General features: G+C 36.9%; 25 protein-coding genes and 1 tRNA gene. 7 read left to right on the top strand and 19 right to left on the bottom strand.

Annotated elements, in window-relative coordinates:
* Positions 1 to 29: 29 nt before the first annotated feature.
* Both SJY44_RS14965 and SJY44_RS14960 read right to left on the bottom strand, forming a co-directional pair.
* Positions 30 to 284 (bottom strand): hypothetical protein, encoded by a 255-nt coding sequence (locus SJY44_RS14965; RefSeq protein ID WP_298930826.1) that lies wholly within the window; start codon positions 282 to 284, stop codon positions 30 to 32.
* Between the two features lie 5 nt (positions 285 to 289).
* The gene (locus SJY44_RS14960) at positions 290 to 742 is read right to left on the bottom strand and encodes an SRPBCC family protein (protein ID WP_298930829.1); all 453 of its coding nucleotides are present in this window, start codon (positions 740 to 742) and stop codon (positions 290 to 292) included.
* Positions 743 to 806: 64 nt separating this feature from the next.
* Between SJY44_RS14960 and SJY44_RS14955 the strand changes: the two genes are divergently transcribed.
* From SJY44_RS14955 to SJY44_RS14930, 6 genes are all read left to right on the top strand, one after another.
* Positions 807 to 1739 carry a peptidyl-prolyl cis-trans isomerase gene (locus SJY44_RS14955; protein ID WP_396590340.1) on the top strand — a complete coding sequence of 311 codons (933 nt, stop codon included), beginning with the start codon at positions 807 to 809 and terminating at the stop codon, positions 1737 to 1739.
* A complete protein-coding gene (locus SJY44_RS14950; RefSeq protein WP_396590339.1) occupies positions 1723 to 3129 on the top strand; it encodes a peptidylprolyl isomerase in 1407 nt (468 codons plus the stop codon). Before SJY44_RS14955 ends, SJY44_RS14950 begins: the two co-directional genes overlap by 17 nt.
* 4 nt (positions 3130 to 3133) lie before the next feature.
* Entirely contained in the window at positions 3134 to 4087 is a 954-nt protein-coding gene (locus tag SJY44_RS14945) for an AAA family ATPase (protein ID WP_396590338.1), read from the top strand.
* 102 nt (positions 4088 to 4189) lie between these two features.
* On the top strand, positions 4190 to 6460 hold the full coding sequence (locus tag SJY44_RS14940) for an aconitate hydratase (RefSeq protein WP_396590337.1): 2271 nt from the start codon (positions 4190 to 4192) through the stop codon (positions 6458 to 6460).
* Positions 6461 to 6535: 75 nt separating this feature from the next.
* Positions 6536 to 7096, top strand: coding sequence for a TlpA family protein disulfide reductase (locus SJY44_RS14935; protein WP_396590336.1), 561 nt, complete (start codon positions 6536 to 6538; stop codon positions 7094 to 7096).
* Positions 7097 to 7098: 2 nt separating this feature from the next.
* On the top strand, positions 7099 to 7659 hold the full coding sequence (locus SJY44_RS14930) for a TlpA family protein disulfide reductase (protein WP_396590335.1): 561 nt from the start codon (positions 7099 to 7101) through the stop codon (positions 7657 to 7659).
* Positions 7660 to 7667: 8 nt separating this feature from the next.
* Here the strand turns inward: SJY44_RS14930 and SJY44_RS14925 are convergent, their stop codons facing one another.
* From SJY44_RS14925 to SJY44_RS14845, 17 genes are all read right to left on the bottom strand, one after another.
* Positions 7668 to 8120, bottom strand: a complete 453-nt coding sequence (locus SJY44_RS14925; protein ID WP_396590334.1) for a beta-carotene hydroxylase — start codon at positions 8118 to 8120, stop codon at positions 7668 to 7670.
* Positions 8121 to 8960 carry a phytoene/squalene synthase family protein gene (locus SJY44_RS14920; RefSeq protein ID WP_298930854.1) on the bottom strand — a complete coding sequence of 280 codons (840 nt, stop codon included), beginning with the start codon at positions 8958 to 8960 and terminating at the stop codon, positions 8121 to 8123.
* Entirely contained in the window at positions 8957 to 10420 is a 1464-nt protein-coding gene (locus SJY44_RS14915; RefSeq protein ID WP_396590333.1) for a phytoene desaturase family protein, read from the bottom strand. The genes SJY44_RS14920 and SJY44_RS14915 overlap by 4 nt, the downstream gene beginning before the upstream one ends.
* 20 nt (positions 10421 to 10440) lie before the next feature.
* Complete coding sequence (locus SJY44_RS14910) at positions 10441 to 11340, bottom strand: B12-binding domain-containing protein (RefSeq protein ID WP_298930859.1); 900 nt, start codon at positions 11338 to 11340, stop codon at positions 10441 to 10443.
* A gap of 168 nt (positions 11341 to 11508) precedes the next feature.
* Positions 11509 to 11592 (bottom strand) — tRNA-Leu (locus SJY44_RS14905).
* 179 nt (positions 11593 to 11771) lie between these two features.
* The gene (locus tag SJY44_RS14900) at positions 11772 to 12485 is read right to left on the bottom strand and encodes a gluconate 2-dehydrogenase subunit 3 family protein (RefSeq protein WP_396590332.1); all 714 of its coding nucleotides are present in this window, start codon (positions 12483 to 12485) and stop codon (positions 11772 to 11774) included.
* Positions 12486 to 12488: 3 nt separating this feature from the next.
* A complete protein-coding gene (locus SJY44_RS14895; protein WP_396590331.1) occupies positions 12489 to 14207 on the bottom strand; it encodes a GMC family oxidoreductase in 1719 nt (572 codons plus the stop codon).
* 213 nt (positions 14208 to 14420) lie between these two features.
* Positions 14421 to 15203: an ABC-2 transporter permease gene (locus SJY44_RS14890; protein WP_298930868.1), complete on the bottom strand. Its 783-nt coding sequence runs from the start codon at positions 15201 to 15203 to the stop codon at positions 14421 to 14423.
* The gene (locus SJY44_RS14885) at positions 15196 to 15906 is read right to left on the bottom strand and encodes an ABC transporter ATP-binding protein (RefSeq protein ID WP_396590330.1); all 711 of its coding nucleotides are present in this window, start codon (positions 15904 to 15906) and stop codon (positions 15196 to 15198) included. Before SJY44_RS14885 ends, SJY44_RS14890 begins: the two co-directional genes overlap by 8 nt.
* Positions 15903 to 17141, bottom strand: a complete 1239-nt coding sequence (locus SJY44_RS14880) for a nitrous oxide reductase family maturation protein NosD (protein ID WP_298930873.1) — start codon at positions 17139 to 17141, stop codon at positions 15903 to 15905. The genes SJY44_RS14885 and SJY44_RS14880 overlap by 4 nt, the downstream gene beginning before the upstream one ends.
* Positions 17141 to 17434: a hypothetical protein gene (locus tag SJY44_RS14875; protein ID WP_298930875.1), complete on the bottom strand. Its 294-nt coding sequence runs from the start codon at positions 17432 to 17434 to the stop codon at positions 17141 to 17143. The genes SJY44_RS14880 and SJY44_RS14875 overlap by 1 nt, the downstream gene beginning before the upstream one ends.
* Before the next feature lie 55 nt (positions 17435 to 17489).
* On the bottom strand, positions 17490 to 17951 hold the full coding sequence (locus SJY44_RS14870; protein ID WP_298930878.1) for a pyridoxamine 5'-phosphate oxidase family protein: 462 nt from the start codon (positions 17949 to 17951) through the stop codon (positions 17490 to 17492).
* Positions 17952 to 17962: 11 nt separating this feature from the next.
* Positions 17963 to 18412: a nitrous oxide reductase accessory protein NosL gene (locus tag SJY44_RS14865; protein WP_299169461.1), complete on the bottom strand. Its 450-nt coding sequence runs from the start codon at positions 18410 to 18412 to the stop codon at positions 17963 to 17965.
* Between the two features lie 14 nt (positions 18413 to 18426).
* Positions 18427 to 19053 (bottom strand): hypothetical protein, encoded by a 627-nt coding sequence (locus tag SJY44_RS14860; RefSeq protein WP_396590329.1) that lies wholly within the window; start codon positions 19051 to 19053, stop codon positions 18427 to 18429.
* 127 nt (positions 19054 to 19180) lie between these two features.
* Positions 19181 to 21142, bottom strand: coding sequence for a Sec-dependent nitrous-oxide reductase (nosZ, locus tag SJY44_RS14855; RefSeq protein ID WP_299169465.1), 1962 nt, complete (start codon positions 21140 to 21142; stop codon positions 19181 to 19183).
* Positions 21143 to 21181: 39 nt separating this feature from the next.
* Positions 21182 to 21766, bottom strand: a complete 585-nt coding sequence (locus SJY44_RS14850; RefSeq protein WP_298930889.1) for a fasciclin domain-containing protein — start codon at positions 21764 to 21766, stop codon at positions 21182 to 21184.
* Positions 21767 to 21776: 10 nt separating this feature from the next.
* Complete coding sequence (locus tag SJY44_RS14845; RefSeq protein WP_396590328.1) at positions 21777 to 22283, bottom strand: c-type cytochrome; 507 nt, start codon at positions 22281 to 22283, stop codon at positions 21777 to 21779.
* Positions 22284 to 22406: 123 nt separating this feature from the next.
* On the opposite strand from SJY44_RS14845, the gene SJY44_RS14840 reads away from it, so the two are divergent.
* Positions 22407 to 22838, top strand: a complete 432-nt coding sequence (locus SJY44_RS14840) for an Rrf2 family transcriptional regulator (RefSeq protein ID WP_298930895.1) — start codon at positions 22407 to 22409, stop codon at positions 22836 to 22838.
* The last annotated feature ends 31 nt before the right edge of the window (positions 22839 to 22869 follow it).

Below are 22869 nucleotides of genomic sequence, written 5' to 3'. Positions count from 1 at the left end.
GGATGTTTAATTAATGTTTTTTTGAAGGATTACTTATCTAGATATACCTGCCCCCTTTGAGGCTTTAAAACATCTCTAACTTCCTTCATTTCAAATTCAGCAACAACCAAATACGCAATGCTGTGCATATCTGTGATATGTTGAAAGCCGGTAATATCAAATTTTAATTCTTCAATTAGTATGAACTCTGCTAAGTGTTTTTCATAATGTTCAGCAGTTCTTGCGGCACCTGGTCCACGAAAATCCCAAATCAGTTTTATTTTTCTATCCAATACTTTTTCCATAATAATTAAGTGTTAAGCACAGAAGTGCCATTTTCGGCAAATGCCTTAAAATCTTTCAAATATTTCATTGATTGCTTTTTAAAAGCACCGGGCATTAGAAACCCCATCAATTTCATACCAAAACCTGAAAACTGGAATTCGCATTCAGAAACCCATTGGGTTTTTCCTTCAATTTCTTTAAAATAGTTTTTCTGAATGTTGTGTACTCCCTTGGTATCATAGGTAGTGTGCAATTCATCAGGAAGATTGCTTTTAATAATGGTTTCCACCATTTCAAACTCACGTTTGCCCATTTTGTATTTTAGATTCATACGAGCTCCTTCCGCTTTTGGTTTATCAGAAAGGAGTTCATATCCCAAAAGACCCTGTTGCCAATGTTTCATATGTTCTGGATTATCCAGTTTTTTTATGAACTCCTCACGAGGTAAATCAACAGTTATTTCCGTGGTATACTTCATTTTGGTCGGTTTTGTACTAATGTAATAAATTATATGATTTGAATAACCTACTAAAAATCTGTTAATGAGAACAAAACCTTCTTGCAAGGCTTTAAGTAATTGTTATTTTTGCGGAATGTCCTTTCTACAAAAAAATAGAGTTTTTCTCTTCATCTTAATTTGCCTTTTGGTTTTCACCTCATGTGATTCCCTTTTTAAAAAGAAGGTTGAAAAAGAACCTTTGGCCAGAGTGGGAGATTCTTTTTTGTATAAAGAAGACTTAACTTCTTTTATTAGAGATGATATGTCTGCCCAGGACAGTGCGCTATTTGTAACGAATTATATTAATAATTGGGCTTCCAAACAGTTGTTACTGTCTAAATCTAGGATTAATCTTTCTGAAGAAAAACTTAGTGAATTTGACCGTTTGGTTGCCGATTACCGTGCAGATTTGTACACTAGGGCATATATAGAAGCACTTGTGCTACAAGCACAAGACACGGCTGTTACAACTTCTCAACTTAGACAATACTATGAGAAAGAGAAAGAAAACTTTAAGCTAAATGAAAAATTGGTACAGCTTAGGTTTGTTGGCCTACCAACTCAGTTTTTGGATAAGGATGAGGTAATAACTAGAATGAAAGATTGGGGAGAGGCAGATAAACGCTATTTGGATTCTGTGGCAGTACAATTTAAAAAAATACACTTTAACGATTCCATTTGGGTTGGAGCATCTAGGGTTATGGAAGTAATACCCCCGATGACACCAATGAATGAGGAGAAGTACTTAAAAAAATCACAATTTTTTGAAATACAGGATTCCTTAGGGGTATATTTGGGAAAGGTGACAGATGTATTGGAAATCAACGATACAGCTCCTTTTGAATATGTCTCTCCAGACATAAGACAACTGATCTTAAATAGGAGGAGATTGGATTATGTTAGGAAGTTGGAAACTGAGATTATTGATGAAGCTATAAAGAAGAATGAATTTGAGGTTTATGAAAAAGACGAATAAAAAACTATTGGTATTGGCATTTTTTGCTGCATTTGGATTTTTGCAAGCACAGGATGCAGACGAGGCTGTTATGGTGAAAAGTGACACTACAAGCTCTGTGAACAAAGTGAAGTTGGACGGTATATCGGCGGTAATTGGGGATTATGTGATTCTTGATTCTGATATTGAAAAAACATTGATAGATTTAAAAAGCCAGGGTGCCTCTACGCAAGATATTACAAGATGTAGTCTTTTAGGTAAATTGATGGAAGATCGGTTGTACGCGCATCAGGCAGTACAGGATAGTTTGTTGGTTTCAGATGATCAAGTAAATGCCCAAAGTGATAGACAAATGCAACAGCTGGTATCACAAGTGGGATCAATGGAAAAAGTATTGAAATTTTATAAAAAGACGGATGTTGAAAGTTTTAGAACGGAACTTTTCGAAATCAATAAACTTCGTATGCTTTCAGAAAAAATGCAGAGTAGCATTGTTGAGGAGATAGAAGTTACACCTGAAGAAGTGCGTCAATTCTTCAATAAAATTCCAGAAGATGAAAGACCGGTCTTTGGCGCAGAGCTGGAGATAGCTCAGATTGTAAAACAGCCAACCGCACCGGATGAAGAAAAACAAAAAGTAGTAGATAGGTTAAATCAAATAAGACAGGACGTTCTGGAAAACGATGCCAGTTTTAACGTTAAGGCCATTCTATATTCGCAAGATCCAGGTTCAAAATCCAAAGGTGGGTTTTACAGCATGACCAGAGAAACGCCTTTTGTCAAAGAATTTAAAGATGTTGCTTTTAGTCTGCAACAAGGAGAAATTTCTGAACCTTTTGAAACAGATTTTGGATATCATATTATATACATTGAAAAGATAAGAGGTCAAGAGTTGGATTTGCGCCATATCTTGTTGATTCCAGAAATACCTCAAATTGCTTTGGACACAGCTGTAAAAGAATTAGATAGTATCCGTCAACAGATTTTAGATGGTAAATACACTTTTGCAGATGCGGCTTTGAATTTTTCAGATGAAAAAGAGACCAAGTTTGATGGTGGTTTGCTGCGTAATCCAATTAATTTTGATTCCCGTTTTGAGCTTACCAAAATGGACCCTGCACTATATAATCAAGTTAGAAATTTAAAGGACGAAGAGATTTCAAGACCATTAAAGGAAGACGATCAAAGAGGCGGACCTCCTAAGTTTAAGATAATGAAAATTTCCAATCGCTACGATGAGCATAAGGCTGATTTTGCAAAGGATTATTTAAAAATCCAAGAGTTGGCACTTAGGGAAAAACAATTCAAAGCCATTAAGGATTGGATGGATGAGCACATAGATGATACCTACATCCACGTAAACACAGATAACAGAGGTTGCGATTTTGCAAACAAATGGGTAAAGGAATAATTGCATGTCAGACGTTGTTGCAGTTGAAAACCTTGTAAAAAAACATCAAGCCTTAAAGAAAGAGATTGCCAAGATTATTGTTGGGCAAGAAAAGGTGGTCGAACAAATCTTATTGTCAATTTACACAGGTGGGCATTCACTTTTAATAGGAGTGCCAGGGCTGGCAAAAACCTTAATGGTAAATACCATTGCCCAAACCTTAGGACTCGATTTCAAAAGAATACAGTTTACTCCGGATTTAATGCCCAGTGATATCTTGGGGAGTGAAGTGTTAGATCAAAACAGAAATTTTAAATTTATCAAGGGTCCAGTTTTTGGTAATATCATTTTAGCTGATGAGATCAATAGAACTCCACCCAAGACCCAGGCGGCACTTTTAGAAGCGATGCAAGAAAGGGCGGTGACCATTGCCGGACAGCAGTATAAACTGGACATGCCTTATTTTGTGCTTGCCACCCAAAACCCTATTGAACAAGAAGGGACATACCCATTACCAGAAGCGCAATTAGACCGTTTCATGTTCGCTATAGAACTAACGTACCCTTCAATTGCTGAAGAAGTGCAGGTGGTAAAATCCACTACTTCTGATGAAACAATGGAGATAAACACGCTTTTTAATGCGGATGAAATTATCGCTGTACAACATTTAGTACGCCGAGTGCCGGTACCAGATAACGTAATTGATTATGCAGTTAGGTTGGTCAATAAGACGCGTCCAGGTATGGAAAATTCGTCAGACTTTATAAATAACTATGTAGATTGGGGAGCTGGTCCAAGAGCATCACAAAATTTAGTTTTAGGGGCAAAAGCCCACGCTGCAATCAACGGAAAGTTCTCTCCGGACATTGAGGATGTGAAAGCAATATCAAAGGGAATTCTTAGACATAGGATTCTAAAAAACTACAAAGCAGAAGCGGAAGGCATTTCTGAAGAAAATATTATTTCAGAATTGTTATAAATATCAAATCATTCCGACTTATTTAGGGTAATTCTAATTCCTAAATCGTAGGTATTTCACTAAATTTACCGAATTACTGAAATCTTAAAATCCAATTGTAGAATGGCATTTGACATTGACATGATTAAGGGTGTTTACGCTTCAATGGGGGAGCGTATAGAGAAGGCCCGTGAACTAGTAGGAAGACCTTTAACCCTTTCAGAGAAAATATTATACTCTCATTTATGGGAAGGAACACCCAGTAAACAATTTTCAAGAGGTAAGGATTATGTTGATTTTGCCCCGGATAGAGTAGCTTGCCAAGATGCTACGGCGCAAATGGCCCTATTGCAATTTATGCATGCAGGTAAACCTAAGGTAGCAGTGCCGACTACGGTACATTGTGATCACTTGATACAAGCTAAGGTTGACGCAAAAACAGATTTAAAACGAGCAAACGAGACTAGTAACGAGGTTTTTGACTTTCTAGAATCCGTTTCAAATAAATACGGTATTGGCTTTTGGAAACCAGGAGCTGGAATAATTCACCAAGTAGTATTGGAAAATTATGCGTTCCCAGGTGGAATGATGATAGGAACTGATTCTCATACAGTAAATGCTGGTGGATTGGGAATGGTTGCTATTGGCGTTGGTGGAGCTGATGCTGTGGATGTAATGGCTGGTATGGCATGGGAACTAAAATTTCCAAAACTGATTGGCGTAAAGCTAACAGGAAAACTATCTGGATGGACTGCCCCTAAAGATGTAATCTTAAAAGTAGCAGATATCCTTACCGCTAAGGGTGGAACAGGAGCCATTGTTGAATATTTTGGCGAAGGCGCTACATCAATGTCCTGCACAGGAAAAGGTACCATTTGCAATATGGGAGCCGAAGTAGGTGCCACTACGTCTACATTTGGTTATGACGAGTCCATGGATAGATATTTAAGAGCAACGGATCGTGCTGATGTTGCTGATGCTGCTTTGGAAGTAAAAGAGCACCTAACTGCGGATGCAGAAGTATATGCGGATCCAGAAAAATATTTTGACCAGTTGATAGAGATCAATTTGGATACTTTGGAGCCACATTTGAATGGACCTTTTACACCAGACCTGGCAACGCCAATTTCTAAAATGAATGAAGCGGCAAAAGCAAATGATTGGCCTTTAAATGTTGAGGTTGGTTTGATAGGTTCCTGCACCAACTCTTCTTACGAAGATATTTCTAGAGCTGCATCTTTAGCAAAACAAGTTTCTGACAAAAACCTGAAGATGAAGTCTGAGTTTACAATAACTCCAGGTTCAGAGCAAGTACGCTATACCATTGAACGTGATGGCTTTATTGATACGTTCAATAACGTAGGGGCAACGGTTTTTGCAAATGCATGTGGGCCTTGTATTGGAATGTGGGACCGTTATGGTGACAAAGCAGCAGATGGACCAAGAAATACAATTGTCCATTCATTTAATAGAAACTTTGCCAAACGTGCAGATGGAAACCCTAACACGCTTGCTTTTGTAGGCTCTCCGGAATTAGTCACTGCTATTGCCATAGCGGGAAGGTTGGATTTTAATCCAATTACTGACAAACTAATCAATGAAGATGGGGAAGAAGTGATGTTGGCAGAACCACGTGGGTATGAATTGCCACCCGAAGGTTTTGCAGTGGAAGATGCTGGTTTCATTGCTCCCATGGAAGATGGTAGTGGAGTACAAGTTGTTGTTTCACCAACATCTGAACGTTTGCAACTTTTGGAACCTTTTGTTCCAATTACAGCAGAAAGTCTTCAAGGTGTAAAATTATTGATTAAGCCATTTGGAAAATGTACCACGGACCATATCTCCATGGCTGGACCTTGGTTGCGCTACAGAGGACATTTGGATAATATAGCCAACAACACTTTGATAGGAGCGGTTAACGCTTTTAACAAGCAGACCAATTTTGTTAAAAATCAGTTGACAGGTGAATATGTTGCTGTTCCTGATGCGCAGCGGGCATATAAAAAAGAAGGCATTAAGACTATTGTTGTTGGAGACCACAACTATGGTGAAGGCTCTTCAAGAGAACATGCAGCTATGCAACCTAGACATTTAGGTGTTGCTGCAGTATTGGTTAAGTCTTTTGCTAGAATCCATGAGACTAACCTTAAGAAGCAAGGAATGTTAGGTTTGACTTTCGCTAATGAGAATGATTATGATTTAATTCAGGAGGACGATACATTCAACTTTATAGATATTAAGGATTTTGCTCCTGGCAAACAACTAACATTGGAAGTTGTGCATGCAGATGGTAGCGTCGATAACATTATGGCAAATCATACCTATAACCAATCACAAATTGAATGGTTCAATGAAGGTTCTGCTCTAAATGTGATTAAAAAAGAAAATGCATAAATCTATATAGAGATATAGTTAAAAAAACTCCTGATATTGCATCAGGAGTTTTTAGTTTTAATAAAACCATAATACATGAAGATTAATAAAAAGACCATATTGAACATTGCTGTGATGCTTTTTATACTTTCATTCTTTGTCACGCCGATGGGACATTATGGTAAGATTTTATTGAATCGATTATTTTCATTCTCTCCACCGGTCATAGAAGAGGCAAACAGGGAAAAAATAGCAGATTATGATTGGAAGTTAAAAGATGCAGACTGGAATTTTTTCAACTTTAAAAAATCTAAAGGAAACGTAGTTTTTATTAACCTTTGGGCTTCATGGCGATTACCGTGTGAGGCGGAATTGTCAAGTATTCAAAGTATGTATGATAAGTACCAGGGTAAAATAGACTTCTATATCATTACTAACGAAAATAGACCGCCTGTAGAAGAGTTTATGGAAAAGCATGGGTTCACATTCCCTGTAACCTATTTGATAATTGGCGAAAAGACACCTATTAATCCTGATGAGGTTCCTTCTTCTTATTTAATAGATAAATCTGGGAACATAGTAATCTATAAACAAAAAATAGCGGATTGGGACTCTTCAAAAGTATATAACCTCTTGGATAAACTAATTGCTAAATAAGAATGAAACTTTCCAAAGAACGGATTGGTAATGGTATTTGGATATTGGCCATTATTCTCATTTTGTTTACTCCGGTAGGTTTTCATCTTCGTGTTTTTGTAGGTAAGCTCTTCTCAACCAGTGCTTCTGTTATTAAAGTTGAGGAAAGGAAAACGCTCAAAAATTATGATTGGGACCTTGTTGATTTGGATGGAAATAGATTTGATTTTGAATCAAGTAAAGGAAGAGTAGTTGTTGTAAACCTTTGGGCTACTTGGTGCCCACCATGTGTTGCTGAACTTCCTAGCTTAGTGGCATTGCACAAAGATTATAAAGACGAGGTAGTTTTTGCTTTTGTTGCCAATGATAAAAAAAATAAAGTGACCACTTTCCTTGAAAAGAAAAACTATCAATTACCGGTCTATTTTGAAGCATCCAAAACGCCTGAGTTATTGGTGTCTAAAAGTATACCTGCAACCTATATTTTAAGTAAATCTGGGCAGTTAGTGATTGCCGAGAAAGGGGTGGCAGACTGGAATTCTGCAAGCACAAGAAATGTATTGGATGAGCTTTTGCTGGAATAAGGTATTATCTAGGCCTTTTTAAAGTATTTGAAGGGAACAAACAGCATCCCAAAGCATTCTCCTTTTTCTTTGCCCAAATGTTTGTGGTGTATTTTATGAGCTCTTCTAACTCCCCTTGCATACCAGTTATTGGCATTTCTAAACATTTTAAAACGTTGATGTATAAAAATGTCATGAACAAAGAAATAGGCAATACCATAGGCTAGAATACCAAAACCGAGAGGCCAGCCGTACCAAAAACTGGTTTCCGCTCCTAAATAAAAACAAACCATACTTACAATTGCATAAAAAATGAAGAATGCATCGTTTCTTTCAAACCATGAGTCATGGTCTTTTTTATGGTGATCTTTATGTAGACTCCATAAAAAACCATGCATTACATATTTATGTGTAAACCAAGCCATAAATTCCATTATGGAAAAAGTTCCAAAAAAGATAAGAATCCAAAGTGCCACTTTCATTTAGAAGAGTTGTAGTTTATAATTAACATAGGACTGTGCCAAAAGTCCGAATTTTTGATAATTTGAAACGCGAATCCGCGTATTTTTTATTTCAAGAGGTGGCGTGCTTTGCAACTTTTTAAGAAGTTTATTATAATATTTATAGGCAGTATAGACCCCAAACTTTGCTTCATCTGGCAGTTTCACTATACCGGTGTAACCTACGGAGAAGTCAGCCTTTATCTCGTCTACAATTCTTTTTTTGGAAGTTTCATCCAACTCCATCAGATTTGTGTTTGGGAAATAAGTGCGATCCAGAACTTCATAATCCGCTTTTAAATCACGTAGAAAATTTACCTTTTGAAAAGCTGAACCCAGTGCCATTGCCGGTACTTTTAGGTCTTCATACTTTTCTTTATCCCCATTGACGAAAACACAAAGACACATTAAGCCAACCACATCGGCAGAACCATAAATGTACTCTTGATACTCTTCAAAAGTGTTATACTTTTTCTTAGAGAGGTCCATTCGCATACTTTTCATGAAAGCTTCAATCAAATGATGCGGAATATCATATTTATGATAGGTGTTCTGAAAAGAATTGAGAATAGGGTTCAAGCTGATTCTGTTTGCTATAGCATCTTCCATTGCTTTTTCAAAATTCTCAAAAAGCTCTTTTTTGTTATAGTCATGAAAAGTATCTACAATCTCATCAGCAAAACGAACAAACCCATAAATGTTATAAATATCCGCTCGTATAGAGGTAGATAACATTTTTGTGGCCAAAGAGAACGAAGTACTGTAAGTTTCTGTTACAATTTTGCTACAACTATAGGATACGCTATCAAAAATAGTTTTCATCTGGCTAAGTTTTTTTTGGTTATCAAGTCAGATACTAATTTTCCTGAAATTAAAGATGGTGGAACACCGGGACCTGGAACAGTCAACTGACCTGTAAAAAACAAATTTTTTACTTTGCTACTTTTGAGGTTGGGTCTTAAAAAAGCGGTTTGCCGTAGTGTATTTGCCATGCCATAGGCATTACCTTTATAAGAATTGTATTGCTCAATAAAGTCATTCACACAGAAACTCTCTTTGAAGATAATGAAATTTTTCACATCCTGTCCTGTACGCTTTTCGAATCTGTCTATGATAATATCAAAATATTGGGACCTTAATTGTGGAGTATCTTCAAGGCCTGGAGCTATTGGAACCAGAAAAAAGCCAGTCTCATAATCTTTTGGAGCCATTGAAGAATCTGTTACTGAAGGAAAATTTGCATAGAACAATGGATTGCTCGGCCATTGCGGGTCATCGTAAATTTCCTGTGCATGTTTTTCAAAATCTGTGTCGAAAAACAGATTGTGGTGTTCAATATTTTTTAGCTTTTTAGAGAAACCTATGTAGAAGAGGAGAGAGGAAGGGGCATAGGTTTTCTTGTCCCAATAGGTTTCAGAGTATTGTCTATAGTTTTTATCTAAAAGTGTTTCGGAATGATGGTAATCTGCACCACTGATTACGACATCAGCCTCAAAATTTTCACCATTAGTGTTTATTCCTGATGCTTTTCCATCAGAAACAAGAATTTTATCCACTGCGCAATTTGTGCAGAACTTTACTCCCAATTCTTCGGCTAGGTTCTTCATGGCTTTTATAATTTCGTACATGCCTCCTTTTGGGTGCCATGTTCCCAATCCAAAGTCGGCAAAATTCATAAAGCTATAAAAGGAAGGGGTCTTACTTGGTTTAGCACCTAAAAAAAGCACTGGAAACTCTAGCGTTGAAATCAACTTTGGATTTTTAAAGCGTTTACGGACTTCTTGGCTTATTGTTTTAAAGAATTGATCAACTCTAAGAACCGTTTCTTTAGTCACCAATTCTAGAGGTGATAGGCCGGGACGTAAAACAACTTTATTGATGGCAATGTCATAATTTTTCTGCGCCTTACCAATGAAGTTCTTGAGGTGCGGTCCACTACCAGGTTCAATCCTTTCAAATTCTTCACATATTTTATCCATGCAATCTCCTATGGTAATTACATCATCATCAAAAAAGATTTTGTACGCAGGACTCAACTTGTCCAATTGATAGTAATCCGAAGTTTTCTTATCAAAATCCGCAAAGAACTTGTCAAAAATATCGGGCATCCAGTACCAACTGGGCCCAATATCAAAAGTAAACCCATCTTTGATCAATTGCCTTGCTCTACCACCAACGGTACTGTTTTTTTCAAAAATTGTAACACTAAATCCGGCCTTAGCCAAGTAGCAAGAAGCTGAAAGCGAAGAAAATCCAGAACCGATTACAATAGCATTTTTCATTTTAGTAGGTTAGGGGTTCATCAAAGAGAATCCATAAGGTGCTCAATGGAATTAAAGGTCTTTACATAGGTTGGAAGTTCGTCCTGAGAAACATATTGAATTTGATGTCCTAGAACAAAAAGTTTAGAATTACCAGACATGTTTAAGGTCTTGGAAAATTTGTGAAAATAAGAAGTTAAGTCATCTTTTGTTGGTGAAACCGTAAAGTAAGATACAAAGTGCACATTGCTGTAGTATTTAAGCAAATCCACCAAACTTTCAATAGGCATAGTCTGACCAAGGTAGATAGATTTATAGCCCCTTAAGGTAATTTCATAATTGAGATACAGTAACCCAATTTCATGTATTTCATTTTCTGGTAAAAAGAGCGTAAATACCTTATCCTTTTGGGTAGGCTCAACCATTTGAAGCTTCTCCGTATTGATATATATTTTTTGCTTGATTAAATGAGTGATAAAATGTTCATGGGCAGGGCTAATGGTGTCCGTTTGCCATAAAAGTCCAAGTTCATTCAACAACGGAATAAATACTTCATTGAAGATATCTCTGAATGATCTTTCAGATAATAGGCTATTGTATGTGTTTAGAAACAGTGTTTGGTCAAAATTAATCATGGCCAGCTTAAACGCATTGATGGCATGACTTTTTTCGCTATTATTTGAAACGATTTCCCTGACCATTACTGGTATATTGGTGTCTTCTAATTTGGCTATTTTAGAGATTTTATAACCACTATTATAGAGCAAAGTAATATTCAATAGCTTTTGTAAACTACCCAAACTATATGTCCTTATGTTTGTGGTAGTCCTTTCAGGTGTAAACAAATTATATCTTTTTTCCCAAATTCGTATGGTATGTGCCTTAATTCCAGAAAGGTTTTCCATATCTCGAATACTGAAGGACTTTTTCACATTGTTCATCTTTTGAATATAAACGTTAAACAAATTTACAATTTTAAAGTAGTTGGCCTAATTTATACCTATAAAATTTGAAAGAGTTTAAGCAATGAGTATGACTTTGCTTAGCTAATCTAGAAGTTTTTGGAAAAACAAGGCCAAACAAAAAAACCGCAATTAAATGCGGTTTTGTGCCCACGACTGGAGTCGAACCAGCACGTCCTTTCGAACACTACCCCCTCAAGGTAGCGTGTCTACCAATTCCACCACGTGGGCAAGTTTTAGGATTGAAAACAAATAAAGTTAAGTCTTAGACTTAACTTTTAGTACCTAAAAAAGGATGGTAAATTTGAAGACAAATATCGGTAAAATTTATGTTCCAAACCAAGTGAGATTGTTTTTTCGAACTTGAGAAATCAGTGTTATTCAATCTTCTCGATTTTAATAAGGCATAGTTAGGTCAATAAGTTTCCATTTTCATCCCATTCCGCTATAGTACCTCTCTTGCTTTGGTCTACACATTTTGCCAGCCAATCATCATCATAAGCTACATTATGTTGCGCTAGTACTTCTTCTGGAACACCATTCCAAACATTGGGCATATTCCCTTTATAACCCAGCTCTTCAATGCCTATTTTTGAAGTGTAATATCCTGTTAGGGTTAAATTTCTCATCAAAGAAAAAAACTGTATTTCCAATGGATGTTCTTCTTCAGGTACGGCTGCATCTGGATAGGCAATTGTATCTAAAATAGATTTTTGCTGTTCTTCAGATGCGGATTTAAACATTAGGTTGAAATCTGTATTACATTTATGATCAAGCCACATAAGACCACCACGTAGGGGAGTTTGCAATTCTGGAATATCTTTGGCCATGAATTCAATTAAATCCGGAACTTCTGCATCTGTTGTGCTGCCAAACCTTTCATTAGCTGGTAAAATTAAATTGCAAAGAACACTTATGGTATTCATTTCATGTTCGTTGAAAAAAGCCTTGGCATGTAATTCTTTATCTAACTTTTTCTCCTTTGGAGTTCTGCCATAAATATTTTTTTCAGCAGGTATAAGTTCATCAACAGTCTCTGCAGGTTTTGGATTGCAACCGTGAATAGCCAATCCGCTGGCCACTCCACCAAGTAAAATTGATTTTAAACTTTTTCTTCTATCCATTGCCTAGATGTTTTGCTGTTTAAGTTGTTCCACTATATAATCTGAAGTTCTCCATGAGAGCGCCAAAATTGTCCAAGTTGGATTTTTGTCTGCTTGCGAGACAAAGGGACCTGCATCCACTATAAAAACATTTTTTGCATCATGTAGTTGTTGGTATTTATTGACAACCGAAGTCTTGTTGTTGTCTCCCATACGGGTTGTTCCTACCTCATGAATAATCTTTCCTGGAGCTAGTATGCCATGATTTTGTTCCTTTCCAGGTTTATCGCCCAATGGTACTGCACCTATATTATGAAAAATTTCTTCAAAAGTATCATGCATATGTTTTACCTGCTTCACTTCGTGATCCGTCCATTGATAATTGAACTTTAACACTGGAATCCCAAACTCATCTACGGTAGTGTTGTCAATTTCACAATAATTGTTTTCCTGCGGGATGGATTCCCCTCTACCTGAAAAACCAAGCACAGAGCCATAATATTTTTTTATGTCTTTACGTAGGCTATTTCCATATCCTCCCACTTTTAGATTAAAGAATTGGTTGAACAAATTGGGGTTGAAGCCAAAACCATAACTAGGCATTCCCATACCACCCCAAATTTCAATATGATATCCTCTTGGGAAATCCAGTTTTTTGTTATCTAACCACCAAGGAGTATAAACGTGCATACCGCCAACGCCATCTTCGTTGTAAATTTCTCTATTCATTAAATCAGGAACAAATGCTGCTCTACCGGCTCCTGTAGAATCATGAAGATATTTACCTACAATATCGCTGCTGTTACCCAGACCATTAGGGTGTTGCGCACTTTTTGAGTTGAGCAATATCCTAGCAGAACTACAGGCAGAAGCCGCCAAAACTACTATCTTACCTTTTAACTTATATTCTTTTCTATCTTCTTTATTTATATAGGAAACCCCAGTAGCTTTTCCTTCTTCGTCCGTGGTCACTTCCCTTACCATACAATTGACAAAAAGGTCTATTTGGCCCCCATTTTTTTGAGCTGGAAATATTAAGCAAGTCCCCGCAGAAAAATCGGCATAAACCTGGCAAGCCCTTGAACATTGACCACAATAAAAGCATACGCCCCTATCGTTATTAATTTTTTTAGTGAGCATGGACATTCTTGACGGAAAGACCGGAATATTGGATTTTCTAGCTCCCTTAATATAAAAAAGTTCATGAAGCCTTGGTTTTGGAGGAGGCAGAAAAAAACCATCAGGATCATTGGGCAAACCTTCATTGGTGCCAAATACACCAATTAGTTTATCTACTTTATCATAATATGGTTTTACATCTTCATAACCAATTGGCCAATTGTCACCCAGGCCATCTTGGTCTTTTCGTTTAAAATCTTTAGGACCAAAACGAAGGGAAATTCTTCCCCAATGATTGGTTCTTCCACCAAGCATTCTTGAGCGAAACCAATTAAAATCACTGCCCTCTGCATTGGTGTATGGTTCTCCTTCAATCTCCCAACCGCCATAGGCAGAATCAAAATCACCAAATGGTCTAACCGTGTTTGCGCCTCGTCTGGGTGACTCATAGGGCCATTTCATTTGGGTCATTTGCTCTGGGTCTGCTGGATCAAAAAATGGCCCGGCTTCAACAACAGCAACCTTTAAGCCCGCTTCTGATAATATTTTAGTGGCCATTCCTCCACCGGCCCCTGAACCTACTATTATAACATCGTAGACTTGGGAAGATTCAATTATTTGCATCGGTTATATGATTATACTAGCAAAATATGAAATAATGTAGGAGCATTTATTGTTTTTTAGCTATTTGGTGATAAAACATAAACAAATGACAAAAAAGGAGTGGAATTCGTCAAATTAATGTTTTTTTCAACTATTCCTTTTGAAGATTTTATCGTGTTACGATTTTAATTCCCTATAGTGATAAGTAAGGGAGACCGTAAGACTAAAATGATATTAGAAATCCTTTCTTTTTGCTTTGTATGCTAACCTACTAATAGGCAGTATTGTCCATAATAAAAGCATGAGAATAGAAATGATCAAACCGGTATTTGTTCCAAAAAATTGTTTGAAGACAGCACCTGTATAGCCTAGTAGTGCAGAGATGTCCAGTTTTAAGAGGATTAGTGTTCTTGAGAGGTCAATGGGATTTAGCATAGTAGCCGCCAATGAAAATGAATCAAGCGGGTATTCTTCAAAAATAATTAGTGACATTAAAAACAAGCCATCATAAACAACAGCTAAAAACAGCCATGCCAATACTGCATACCCAAAACCTTTTATTTTGTTTTCGTTCGATAAGGCAATATTAAAAGCTATCGCTGTAAATATGAGCGTTAAGAATGCTCCAGTAACAAGTAACAATGAAAAATCGAAAATAACATCACTCCTAAAGAGACCATAAAGAAGAAACGGAATGCCTAATCCCAAGACAAGACTTAAGGTCAAAGAGCATGCAACACCAAGGTACTGCCCTAGAAAAATAGAGGAGCGTTTAATAGGTTGCGCCAATAAAAGTTCTGTAAATTCTTTGGAGTCGTAATAGTACATTACACCGAAAATGGTCCCAATCAAGGGTACCAGTACAATGATTACATTCATAAGCGTTATCACAGCTTTGGATACATCATTGTTCAAAAATAGAAGCACAAAGCCCAAGGCCAGGTAAAACAGAAAATATACATAGCTCCATCGGCTTCGCATTAAATCGTAAAAGCTATATTTTAGAATTTTAAGCATTGGTCACCTTAGTTGCTATGGCCGCTATGGCATGTTCAAAATCAGTTTGGGATGTCTTTTCCATAAGTTCTGAGATTCTTCCCTTAAAATAAATCTTACCTTCCAGCAGGTAAACAATTTCATCTGCAACCTCTTCCACAAATTGCATAATGTGGCTGGTGACAAGAATGGTCTTGCCTTTTTGTTTTTCTTTTTGAATGAGTTCTTTCAAACTAATTAAAGCAGCAGGGTCCAAACCCGTAGTTGGTTCATCAAGGATTATTAAAGGACTGTCAAACATAAATGCTAAGACAATGTTTACCTTTTGTTTTGTGCCACCTGAAAGTGTGGCCAATTTTTTATCAAGAAAAGGTGCTATGCCAAACAAGTCAATTAGTCGCTCTTCTTCACTAGTTTGTTGACGCAAGTCCTTTATCATTCTAATGAGTTCCCTTACTCTCAGGTTACTGGGAAAATTTGCGATCTGAGGAAGGTATTCTATTTCTTGGCGATACTTCCATTTGTTTTTAACTGGTTTCCCAAAGACGGAAACGACTCCTTTGTCTGCTATGACCATGCCTAAAATAATCTTTATCAGTGTGGTCTTTCCTGAGCCATTGGGTCCTAAAATAGCGAAGATTCCTCCTTTTTGAATGTTTAAATCCAATCCTGATAGGACTTGATTCTTACTAAACTTTTTATGTAAGTTCTCTACTTGAATCATTTTGTTCTTTTCATTAGTGGATTTGCATCCAGAAGATTATCTGGCGTGAAAACAGGTGAAACTTTTTCAGAGAAATCAATGATATCCATGAACAGACTCCGCAGGAGTACAATAGTTTCTGGGGTTCTGTTAACTATATACGAGAATAACTTTACAGGTCTGTAGGGGACATCTCCAATACCATTTTTATCCAAATCATAACCTGTATAATTGCTCCAGTAATTTTGGTCAAAGACATTGTCGTTAAGCTTACTGTTATAAGAGATATCAAAAGAGTTGTATAGAAAATTATTTTTTGTGAAGGTGTTGGTATAGCATGCTCCCAATACTTTGATTGCCCACCCGTTTTTAATAAAATTATTGTTTTTGTAATTGATTCTATTTGAGCCTTCTATGTTAATTCCTATGGTGTTTTCCTCAAAAGTGTTCCCAGATATTTCTGCATCGTTTATTTCTTTCAACAACATGCCAAAAGCGGCGGTACCCCAATTTTTCTTGAAAGTATTACCTATCATTTTTATTCTTTTTGAAAACATGACCGCAACTCCAGCGCCATTGTTTTCAAAGGTGTTGTTGGTGTAGGTGTCATCATCTGAGAACATAAAATGCAGTCCATATCTAAGGTTGTTGGTGCTAATATTGTTATTGATTGTAATATTGTCTGAAAACTCCAAGTAAATACCATCACGCACTCCTTGAACGATATTACGGTCTACCTCTACATTTTTTGAGTACCAAAGCTGAATTCCGTTTCCTGAATTATACTCGTCAACAGCATCACCTATGATTTTGTTATGGTACACCTTTCCGTTGTTTGATTTTTCCAAGTAGATACCAAAAAACAGTTTTTCCAGCACTACATTTTGAATGAGGAAGTTTTCACTCTTCACAACACGAATAGCAGCATAGTCAGAGGTGTAGCTTGTTCCAACATTGATGATAAAAAGGCCATCAATTGTGACGTTGTCAGAAGTAATTCTAATGATTTCACCTTGATCTTCACCATCAATTACCGGAAATTTATCACCTAACAATGTCAAAGGTTTATCAATAAGAATATTGAACTCTTTGTATGTTCCCTTTTTGATTAAAAGAGTATCGAATTCATCAGCAACTTTAATACCCTCTTTAATAGATTTTATTTTACAAGAGGAACACACGGAAATAGTTTTTGCAGAAAGGCAATGCCCCGAAAATAGAAATATGATAACTAATAGTCCGTTTAGGTATTTCATTATCTGATGATCAAAAATTTTGAATTTTCATTTGCTTTGACCCAATGTGCTATTTCTTTTGGAAAACTAAAATCTTGCTGTTCTGTTATATGAAAAGTTCTACCTTGAATATGAAAATTTATGTCCCCTTCCAGTACAATTAATTGTGCATCAGTAGGGGAGGTGTGTTCTGGGAAGATTACATCTTTTTCCAAACTAATACTTAATATTTCTATAGTATTTGTCTTTGCAAGTTTCTCAACTTTGAGTTTATGGAATTCTTGATTTTTTATAGTGTCTTTAACGGTATACATTTCAATGTTTTTGAATTAAGTAAAAAATAATTGATAGCAAAAATCATTTTCTCAGCTACTCTCTATACCTTCCGGATATATCATTTATATGTATTCTGTACACTATCGGTAACTTTCGTTCACTTAGCCTGCTTGAAAAATCACTAATAAATTTAGGACTTTCATGAACTTTTTTGGCTATTGTTTCTTGAACCCCAAGAGAGAACTTACGAAGGTATTTTTTTGCGGTGCTTCCTTGTAACTCTTCAAACTCTCCATGTATTAACACAGACTTCCAGTTTTGTATCGTACTAATTTCATCAACTTGTAAAGAGACCGACGGAAATTTTCGCATTGCATCTATTTTAAGTCCCTCTGTTGAATAGCTCAGTATACTTTTCTCTTCCGCATCATAAAAATAAGTTATAGGGGTAATATAAGGGCTTGATCTTGCTATAAAACCTAAACGTCCTATATAGTTTTCACCAAGTAGTTCAAGGCACTCGTCCATTTTCAAATCCCTAATGACCTCTTTCATTCTAAAACTGTTTATTTACCCGTTTTAATTTTAAACCTATTGCTTAATTCCTCCCAAGTAAAAAGTTCACCTTCATTATCGGTTTGTGATTTCTCTGCTGTTTCTTTTATTTCAAATGCCGTTAAATACTCGCCCATTGGGCTAGGTATATTTTTACTTATTAGATAAGTGGCTTTAGTGGCATCAATGAGCTCACCAGGAGCATTATAATCATTGACCAGAAACATAGAAACAGTTGTTTCATCAATTTCGTGTAAATGGTTCATCATGCATTCAGCAGCATCAAACTTAAATACCTTCCCTTTTTTTGTTACAAATTGGGCGGCATGTTGTTTGTCCACAATGGTCATGCTACAAAAATGGCACCCATCACTACCGTAATTAATGGGTTTTGGCCCAATATTACAGGAAGATATTGAAAGCATTAATATAAAACCGAAAATGATAAAATACTGTTTCATTAGTTTGCTGTGGTTTAAGATTTTTCTGTCTTTTTTGATTTATGAGTCTTCCAACCCAAGAAGAAGGCAGTCAAAATTAGCATCATCCCAGTAAACATCATCCAAGCACCTGTTGAAGGTAAGGAGGTAACATCAAAATTCAGCATTTTTGCATGCCCAAATAAAGGGGGTTTGTAGCTCATTGGTGTACCATCAGGATTGGCAAGTTTCATAATGGCGTTGGGGTCCAGATTGGTTCCGTAATCTACCATCCATGCATTAAAATCATACATGCCCAGAACTCCCAAAACGGACATTAGCACAAACCAACCCATGAACCACTGATAGCCAACTTTTTTAAAATACCCCAGTATACCAATGACCAAACCTAAAAATACCATTCCGCCAATAACCAATGGAAAGGCACTAAACTCCCACATTTCTTCTGGTTTTGGTAATTTTCGCATGCCTATATAGTGGTTAAGGCCATCTATATTTTGCAAGTCAAACTCGTTGGCGTCGCGAATACCATCTATATGGATATTCATTCCTAAAGGTTCTGGATATTGAGGTGCACCCAACATAATGTTCCACAAAGGAAAAATGTATAACCCTAAAAGAAACAAAGGGCCTATTATCATAAGGATACTTGCTTTTTTCATCTTTTAAAACTTTTAAATCATTTACAAATTGAATTTAGTTTTGATTGATTGTCTTAATTTGTAAAAAAGCGGGCAGACTTTATAGCACTGCCCGCTTCAAGCTTGAAAAAAATAAATCTATAATTGCTTACTCACCCAAAGACCATGAGAGCTCAATATTGGAGTTAGCAGGGGATACCCTTACATAACCTTGCATTTCTTGGTGTAGCGCTGAACAGAAATCTGTACAATAGAATGGCCATACACCCACTTTTTTGGGCTCCCAAATAGATGTCTTGGTTTGACCTGGCATAACCAACAGTTCTGATGTGTTCTGGCCTATTATGGAGAAACCGTGGGGTACATCAAAATCTTGTTCATGATTGGTAATATGGAAATATACCTTATCGCCCACTTTTACCCCTTCAATATTATCTGGTGTAAAGTGACTACGAATTGTAGACATATAAATATGTACCTCCTTGCCATTACGTTCTACACGTGCATCATTTGGAGTAAGTGTTGCAAATTCGTGTTTATTCTCTGTCAGCCTATAGATTTTTTTGGATTTTGGTGCCAAAAGCTCAGCGGGACAACCAGCAGCATAATGGGGTTCGCCATGTGTTGGAAAATCATAGATCAATTCCATTTTCTCCCCCGAAATGTCATAAATCTGCGCGGAGTGCTCCATTTCTGGTCCGGTAGGTAAATAACGATCCTTGGTAATTTTATTCATCGCTACGGCATACTTTCCAAATGGTTTTCTTGAATTTCCTCCTGGAATCATTATATGACCTACAGAATAGAAGGTAGGTTTGCGATCTACAACCTCCCAAGTACCCAATTTCCATTTTACAACTTCTGATGAAATAAAGAAAGTAGTATATGCATTGCCCTTACCATCAAATTCTGTGTGTAGGGGGCCTAAACCACCACTTTTTACCGTTCCTGCCAATACATCTTCAAACTTAAGAATTGGAATACCGTAAGCTTCGCCATCAAATTTTTCGCCTTCAATTGCGGCAATCATTTTATCAAAAGAATGTACCGTTAGATCTGCGGATAGTTTTCCGTTTCCGATAATGTACTCACCTGTAGGATCTACGTCACAACCGTGTGGTGATTTTGGAGTGGGTAAAAAGAAAACAGCACCTGGCACTTTGGTTGGATCTACGGTCAATACTTCTTTTCTCATAGTCGAAGTTGCCGTATGGGTATGTTCATCATATACGTTATGCGCATAGTTTGCAGGCATTTTTGTGCCGCCTCCATTGTTTACGTACTCTTCTATTTTTTTCCAGTTGATGGCCGCGATAAAATCCTTATCATTTTGAGAAGAGTTTACTTCCATGAGCGAATTGGCCTCCTCAGTATTATAGGTAGTAAAGAAGAACCAGCCATGCGATTTTCCTCTACCAGGGTGTGAAAGATCATAATTGAAGCCCGGCATTAACAATTGGAATTTTAAATCTAAATGACCGTGCTCAGGATCTACACTAATAAAGGATAAGGCGCCCTTAAAGTTGCCCTTATATTCATTTATGGGCATATCTCGTTGTGGAACGGGAACAGAAAAACGCGTTCCAGCTACTACATATTCCGTATTTTCAGTAATGAAAGATGAACTATGGTTACCCGCACTATTCGGAACTTCGATAATCTCTTCTGTCTCAAAAGTACTCAAACTGATACGTGCAATTCGAGGGGTGTTGTTACCATTGATAAAAATCCATCTGCCATCCAACTCCCCATTTGTCTGAGAGATATCGGGGTGGTGAGAATCATCCCATGGAACAAATCCAAAGGATGTGTTCAACATAGGTTTGGTTTCTTCAGAATACCCATACCCAGAGGTTGGAAATTGAGAAAAAACAGGAATTTCCTTGAACATTCTACCAGAGGGCAACCCATATACAGTAAGGTTTCCACTATATCCTCCAGATAGGAATGCATAATATTCATCTTGCTCTCCTGGAGCTACGTATACTTTTTCTGCCGCACTGGAAGATAGAGCGCCATTTGATGAGCTTTTGCCATTCTGATTGCCGCATCCGGCTAGCAATAAACTCACTCCCAGAAGTGCGAATACATAATGTTTGTACTTTTTCATTTTTTACTATTTATTGTTTGTTCTTATTTTGGTTTTAATTTATTCTGATGGAGGAAGAATCACCTTGTCCACTACATGCACGATTCCGTTTCCTGCGGGGACACTGGCTATAATTTTGGCACCTCCTACATATACATCATCGCCTTTTACCTCTATAGTGGTGTTTTGATCATTCGCTTGCCCTAGTTTTTTAAACCTTTTAAGAAAATCCTTAGAGTAGTTACCCGCAGTAACATGATGTTTAAGGATATTGGCCAAAGCATCTTTGTTTTCTGGTTTTAATAAATTTTCAACTGTGCCCGCAGGCAAAGCATCAAAGGCAGCATTGGTTGGGGCAAAAACCATAAGTGGTCCAGCATTTACAAGTGCATTTTCCAGGTTTGCGGCTTGCACAGCGGCCACAAGAGTAGTGTGGTCAGGTGAACCAATTGCTATTTGCAATACATTGGGCGTTGACCCATCGTCTTCAATAAAGGCTTGACCTTTTTCTTTGTTAGCTTCTGTATCGTTTGTTACTTCAGATACAGTAGAATTATCAGTTTTAGGTTCGTTTTTACATCCCACTACAAAGAATAGTAACAGTAGTGGATAAATTAAAAATTTAAGTTGGAAAATTGCTTTCATATGAATCAGTTTATAAGGTTCTAAAGTATTCCAGTATGGAGCGGGTTTCCTCTACGGTCAAATTTTGATTGGCCATAGCGGCACCATTAAATTCAATCAACAAATCTTTAGCACAGCGATCCTGTTCAGTCATCAGTTTAGGGTCAAGAATCATATTCATGATCCACTCCGGACTTCTTCTTTTCATAATACCTCTAGGGGATGGCCCAATGAATCTTTTGTCCAGTTTGTGACATGCAGTACAATTTGTATTATAAATGGTTTCTCCAGCGCTTGCCATTTCCATGTCTATCTCTGGATCTAGAGTGATTGATTTTATTTGTCCCACTCCTTTTTCATCCAAAGTAATGCGTTGTGACGCTGGAACTTCATCTGTTGCAGCAGATGTTTCTACTGGTTTTTCTGTGGTTTTTGTGCGATCTACGCTAAAACCCTCTTTCTTTTTTTCTTCTTTGCCGCCACATGCAACAAGCAGTAAGGAAAACATCAATGTTGATAATACGATATTGATTTTCATATAAGGGAATATTTATTAAATGTTCAAAAATAGACAGGCTAAATTGCTTATAACATGACAATTGTCATATAAAGGATAAAAATGTCTTTTAATCTTTATATTTATTTTAATAACCCTTTGATTATGATATCTAATTCATCTAAATATGCCGTTAAGGCTGTCTTATATTTAGCAGTAAACTCTTCTGAACACCAGAAAATTTTGGCAAAGGATATCAGTGTACCGACCAATATTCCAAAAGCCTACCTATCAAAGGTGCTTCAGGAACTTTCACGGCATAACATAGTTTCTTCTGTTAAAGGGCCGGGAGGGGGGTTTTATCTTTCAAAAGAAAATATTAATACTCCTTTAATGAAGATTATACAAGTGATAGATGGTGACAATAGACTCACCTCTTGCATGCTTAGTTTACAGGACTGTGATGCTGAACATCCATGTCCAATGCATGACTTAGTTGGTAATACTAAAGTTAATTTTGTGAAGAATCTAGAGCAAAATACGGTTAGGGATTTGGTCAAGGATATCAAGACGGGAAAGTCTTTTCTACCACTTTGATTTTCTCATATAAAAAGACCATCCTTTATTG

Source organism: Allomuricauda sp. R78024 (assembly GCF_044596045.1).
GTDB lineage: Bacteria > Bacteroidota > Bacteroidia > Flavobacteriales > Flavobacteriaceae > Flagellimonas.
This window is presented reverse-complemented; position numbering and strand designations above follow the sequence as displayed.

Excerpts from the sequence above, each read along its gene's own strand:
- nosZ (WP_299169465.1), bottom strand. The coding sequence starts at position 21,142 with ATGAAAAAGTACAAACATTATGTATTCGCACTTCTGGGAGTGAGTTTA.
- SJY44_RS14865 (WP_299169461.1), bottom strand. The coding sequence starts at position 18,412 with ATGAAACAGTATTTTATCATTTTCGGTTTTATATTAATGCTTTCAATA.
- SJY44_RS14925 (WP_396590334.1), bottom strand. The coding sequence starts at position 8,120 with ATGAAAGTGGCACTTTGGATTCTTATCTTTTTTGGAACTTTTTCCATA.
- SJY44_RS14890 (WP_298930868.1), bottom strand. The coding sequence starts at position 15,203 with ATGCTTAAAATTCTAAAATATAGCTTTTACGATTTAATGCGAAGCCGA.
- SJY44_RS14965 (WP_298930826.1), bottom strand. The coding sequence starts at position 284 with ATGGAAAAAGTATTGGATAGAAAAATAAAACTGATTTGGGATTTTCGT.
- SJY44_RS14940 (WP_396590337.1), top strand. The coding sequence starts at position 4,190 with ATGGCATTTGACATTGACATGATTAAGGGTGTTTACGCTTCAATGGGG.
- SJY44_RS14955 (WP_396590340.1), top strand. The coding sequence starts at position 807 with ATGAGAACAAAACCTTCTTGCAAGGCTTTAAGTAATTGTTATTTTTGC.
- SJY44_RS14845 (WP_396590328.1), bottom strand. The coding sequence starts at position 22,283 with ATGAAAATCAATATCGTATTATCAACATTGATGTTTTCCTTACTGCTT.
- SJY44_RS14895 (WP_396590331.1), bottom strand. The coding sequence starts at position 14,207 with ATGCAAATAATTGAATCTTCCCAAGTCTACGATGTTATAATAGTAGGT.
- SJY44_RS14950 (WP_396590339.1), top strand. The coding sequence starts at position 1,723 with ATGAAAAAGACGAATAAAAAACTATTGGTATTGGCATTTTTTGCTGCA.
- SJY44_RS14860 (WP_396590329.1), bottom strand. The coding sequence starts at position 19,053 with ATGAAAAAAGCAAGTATCCTTATGATAATAGGCCCTTTGTTTCTTTTA.
- SJY44_RS14915 (WP_396590333.1), bottom strand. The coding sequence starts at position 10,420 with ATGAAAAATGCTATTGTAATCGGTTCTGGATTTTCTTCGCTTTCAGCT.
- SJY44_RS14870 (WP_298930878.1), bottom strand. The coding sequence starts at position 17,951 with ATGAAAGAGGTCATTAGGGATTTGAAAATGGACGAGTGCCTTGAACTA.
- SJY44_RS14935 (WP_396590336.1), top strand. The coding sequence starts at position 6,536 with ATGAAGATTAATAAAAAGACCATATTGAACATTGCTGTGATGCTTTTT.
- SJY44_RS14880 (WP_298930873.1), bottom strand. The coding sequence starts at position 17,141 with ATGAAATACCTAAACGGACTATTAGTTATCATATTTCTATTTTCGGGG.
- SJY44_RS14945 (WP_396590338.1), top strand. The coding sequence starts at position 3,134 with ATGTCAGACGTTGTTGCAGTTGAAAACCTTGTAAAAAAACATCAAGCC.
- SJY44_RS14885 (WP_396590330.1), bottom strand. The coding sequence starts at position 15,906 with ATGATTCAAGTAGAGAACTTACATAAAAAGTTTAGTAAGAATCAAGTC.
- SJY44_RS14840 (WP_298930895.1), top strand. The coding sequence starts at position 22,407 with ATGATATCTAATTCATCTAAATATGCCGTTAAGGCTGTCTTATATTTA.
- SJY44_RS14960 (WP_298930829.1), bottom strand. The coding sequence starts at position 742 with ATGAAGTATACCACGGAAATAACTGTTGATTTACCTCGTGAGGAGTTC.
- SJY44_RS14910 (WP_298930859.1), bottom strand. The coding sequence starts at position 11,340 with ATGAACAATGTGAAAAAGTCCTTCAGTATTCGAGATATGGAAAACCTT.
- SJY44_RS14900 (WP_396590332.1), bottom strand. The coding sequence starts at position 12,485 with ATGGATAGAAGAAAAAGTTTAAAATCAATTTTACTTGGTGGAGTGGCC.
- SJY44_RS14920 (WP_298930854.1), bottom strand. The coding sequence starts at position 8,960 with ATGAAAACTATTTTTGATAGCGTATCCTATAGTTGTAGCAAAATTGTA.
- SJY44_RS14850 (WP_298930889.1), bottom strand. The coding sequence starts at position 21,766 with ATGAAAGCAATTTTCCAACTTAAATTTTTAATTTATCCACTACTGTTA.
- SJY44_RS14930 (WP_396590335.1), top strand. The coding sequence starts at position 7,099 with ATGAAACTTTCCAAAGAACGGATTGGTAATGGTATTTGGATATTGGCC.
- SJY44_RS14875 (WP_298930875.1), bottom strand. The coding sequence starts at position 17,434 with ATGTATACCGTTAAAGACACTATAAAAAATCAAGAATTCCATAAACTC.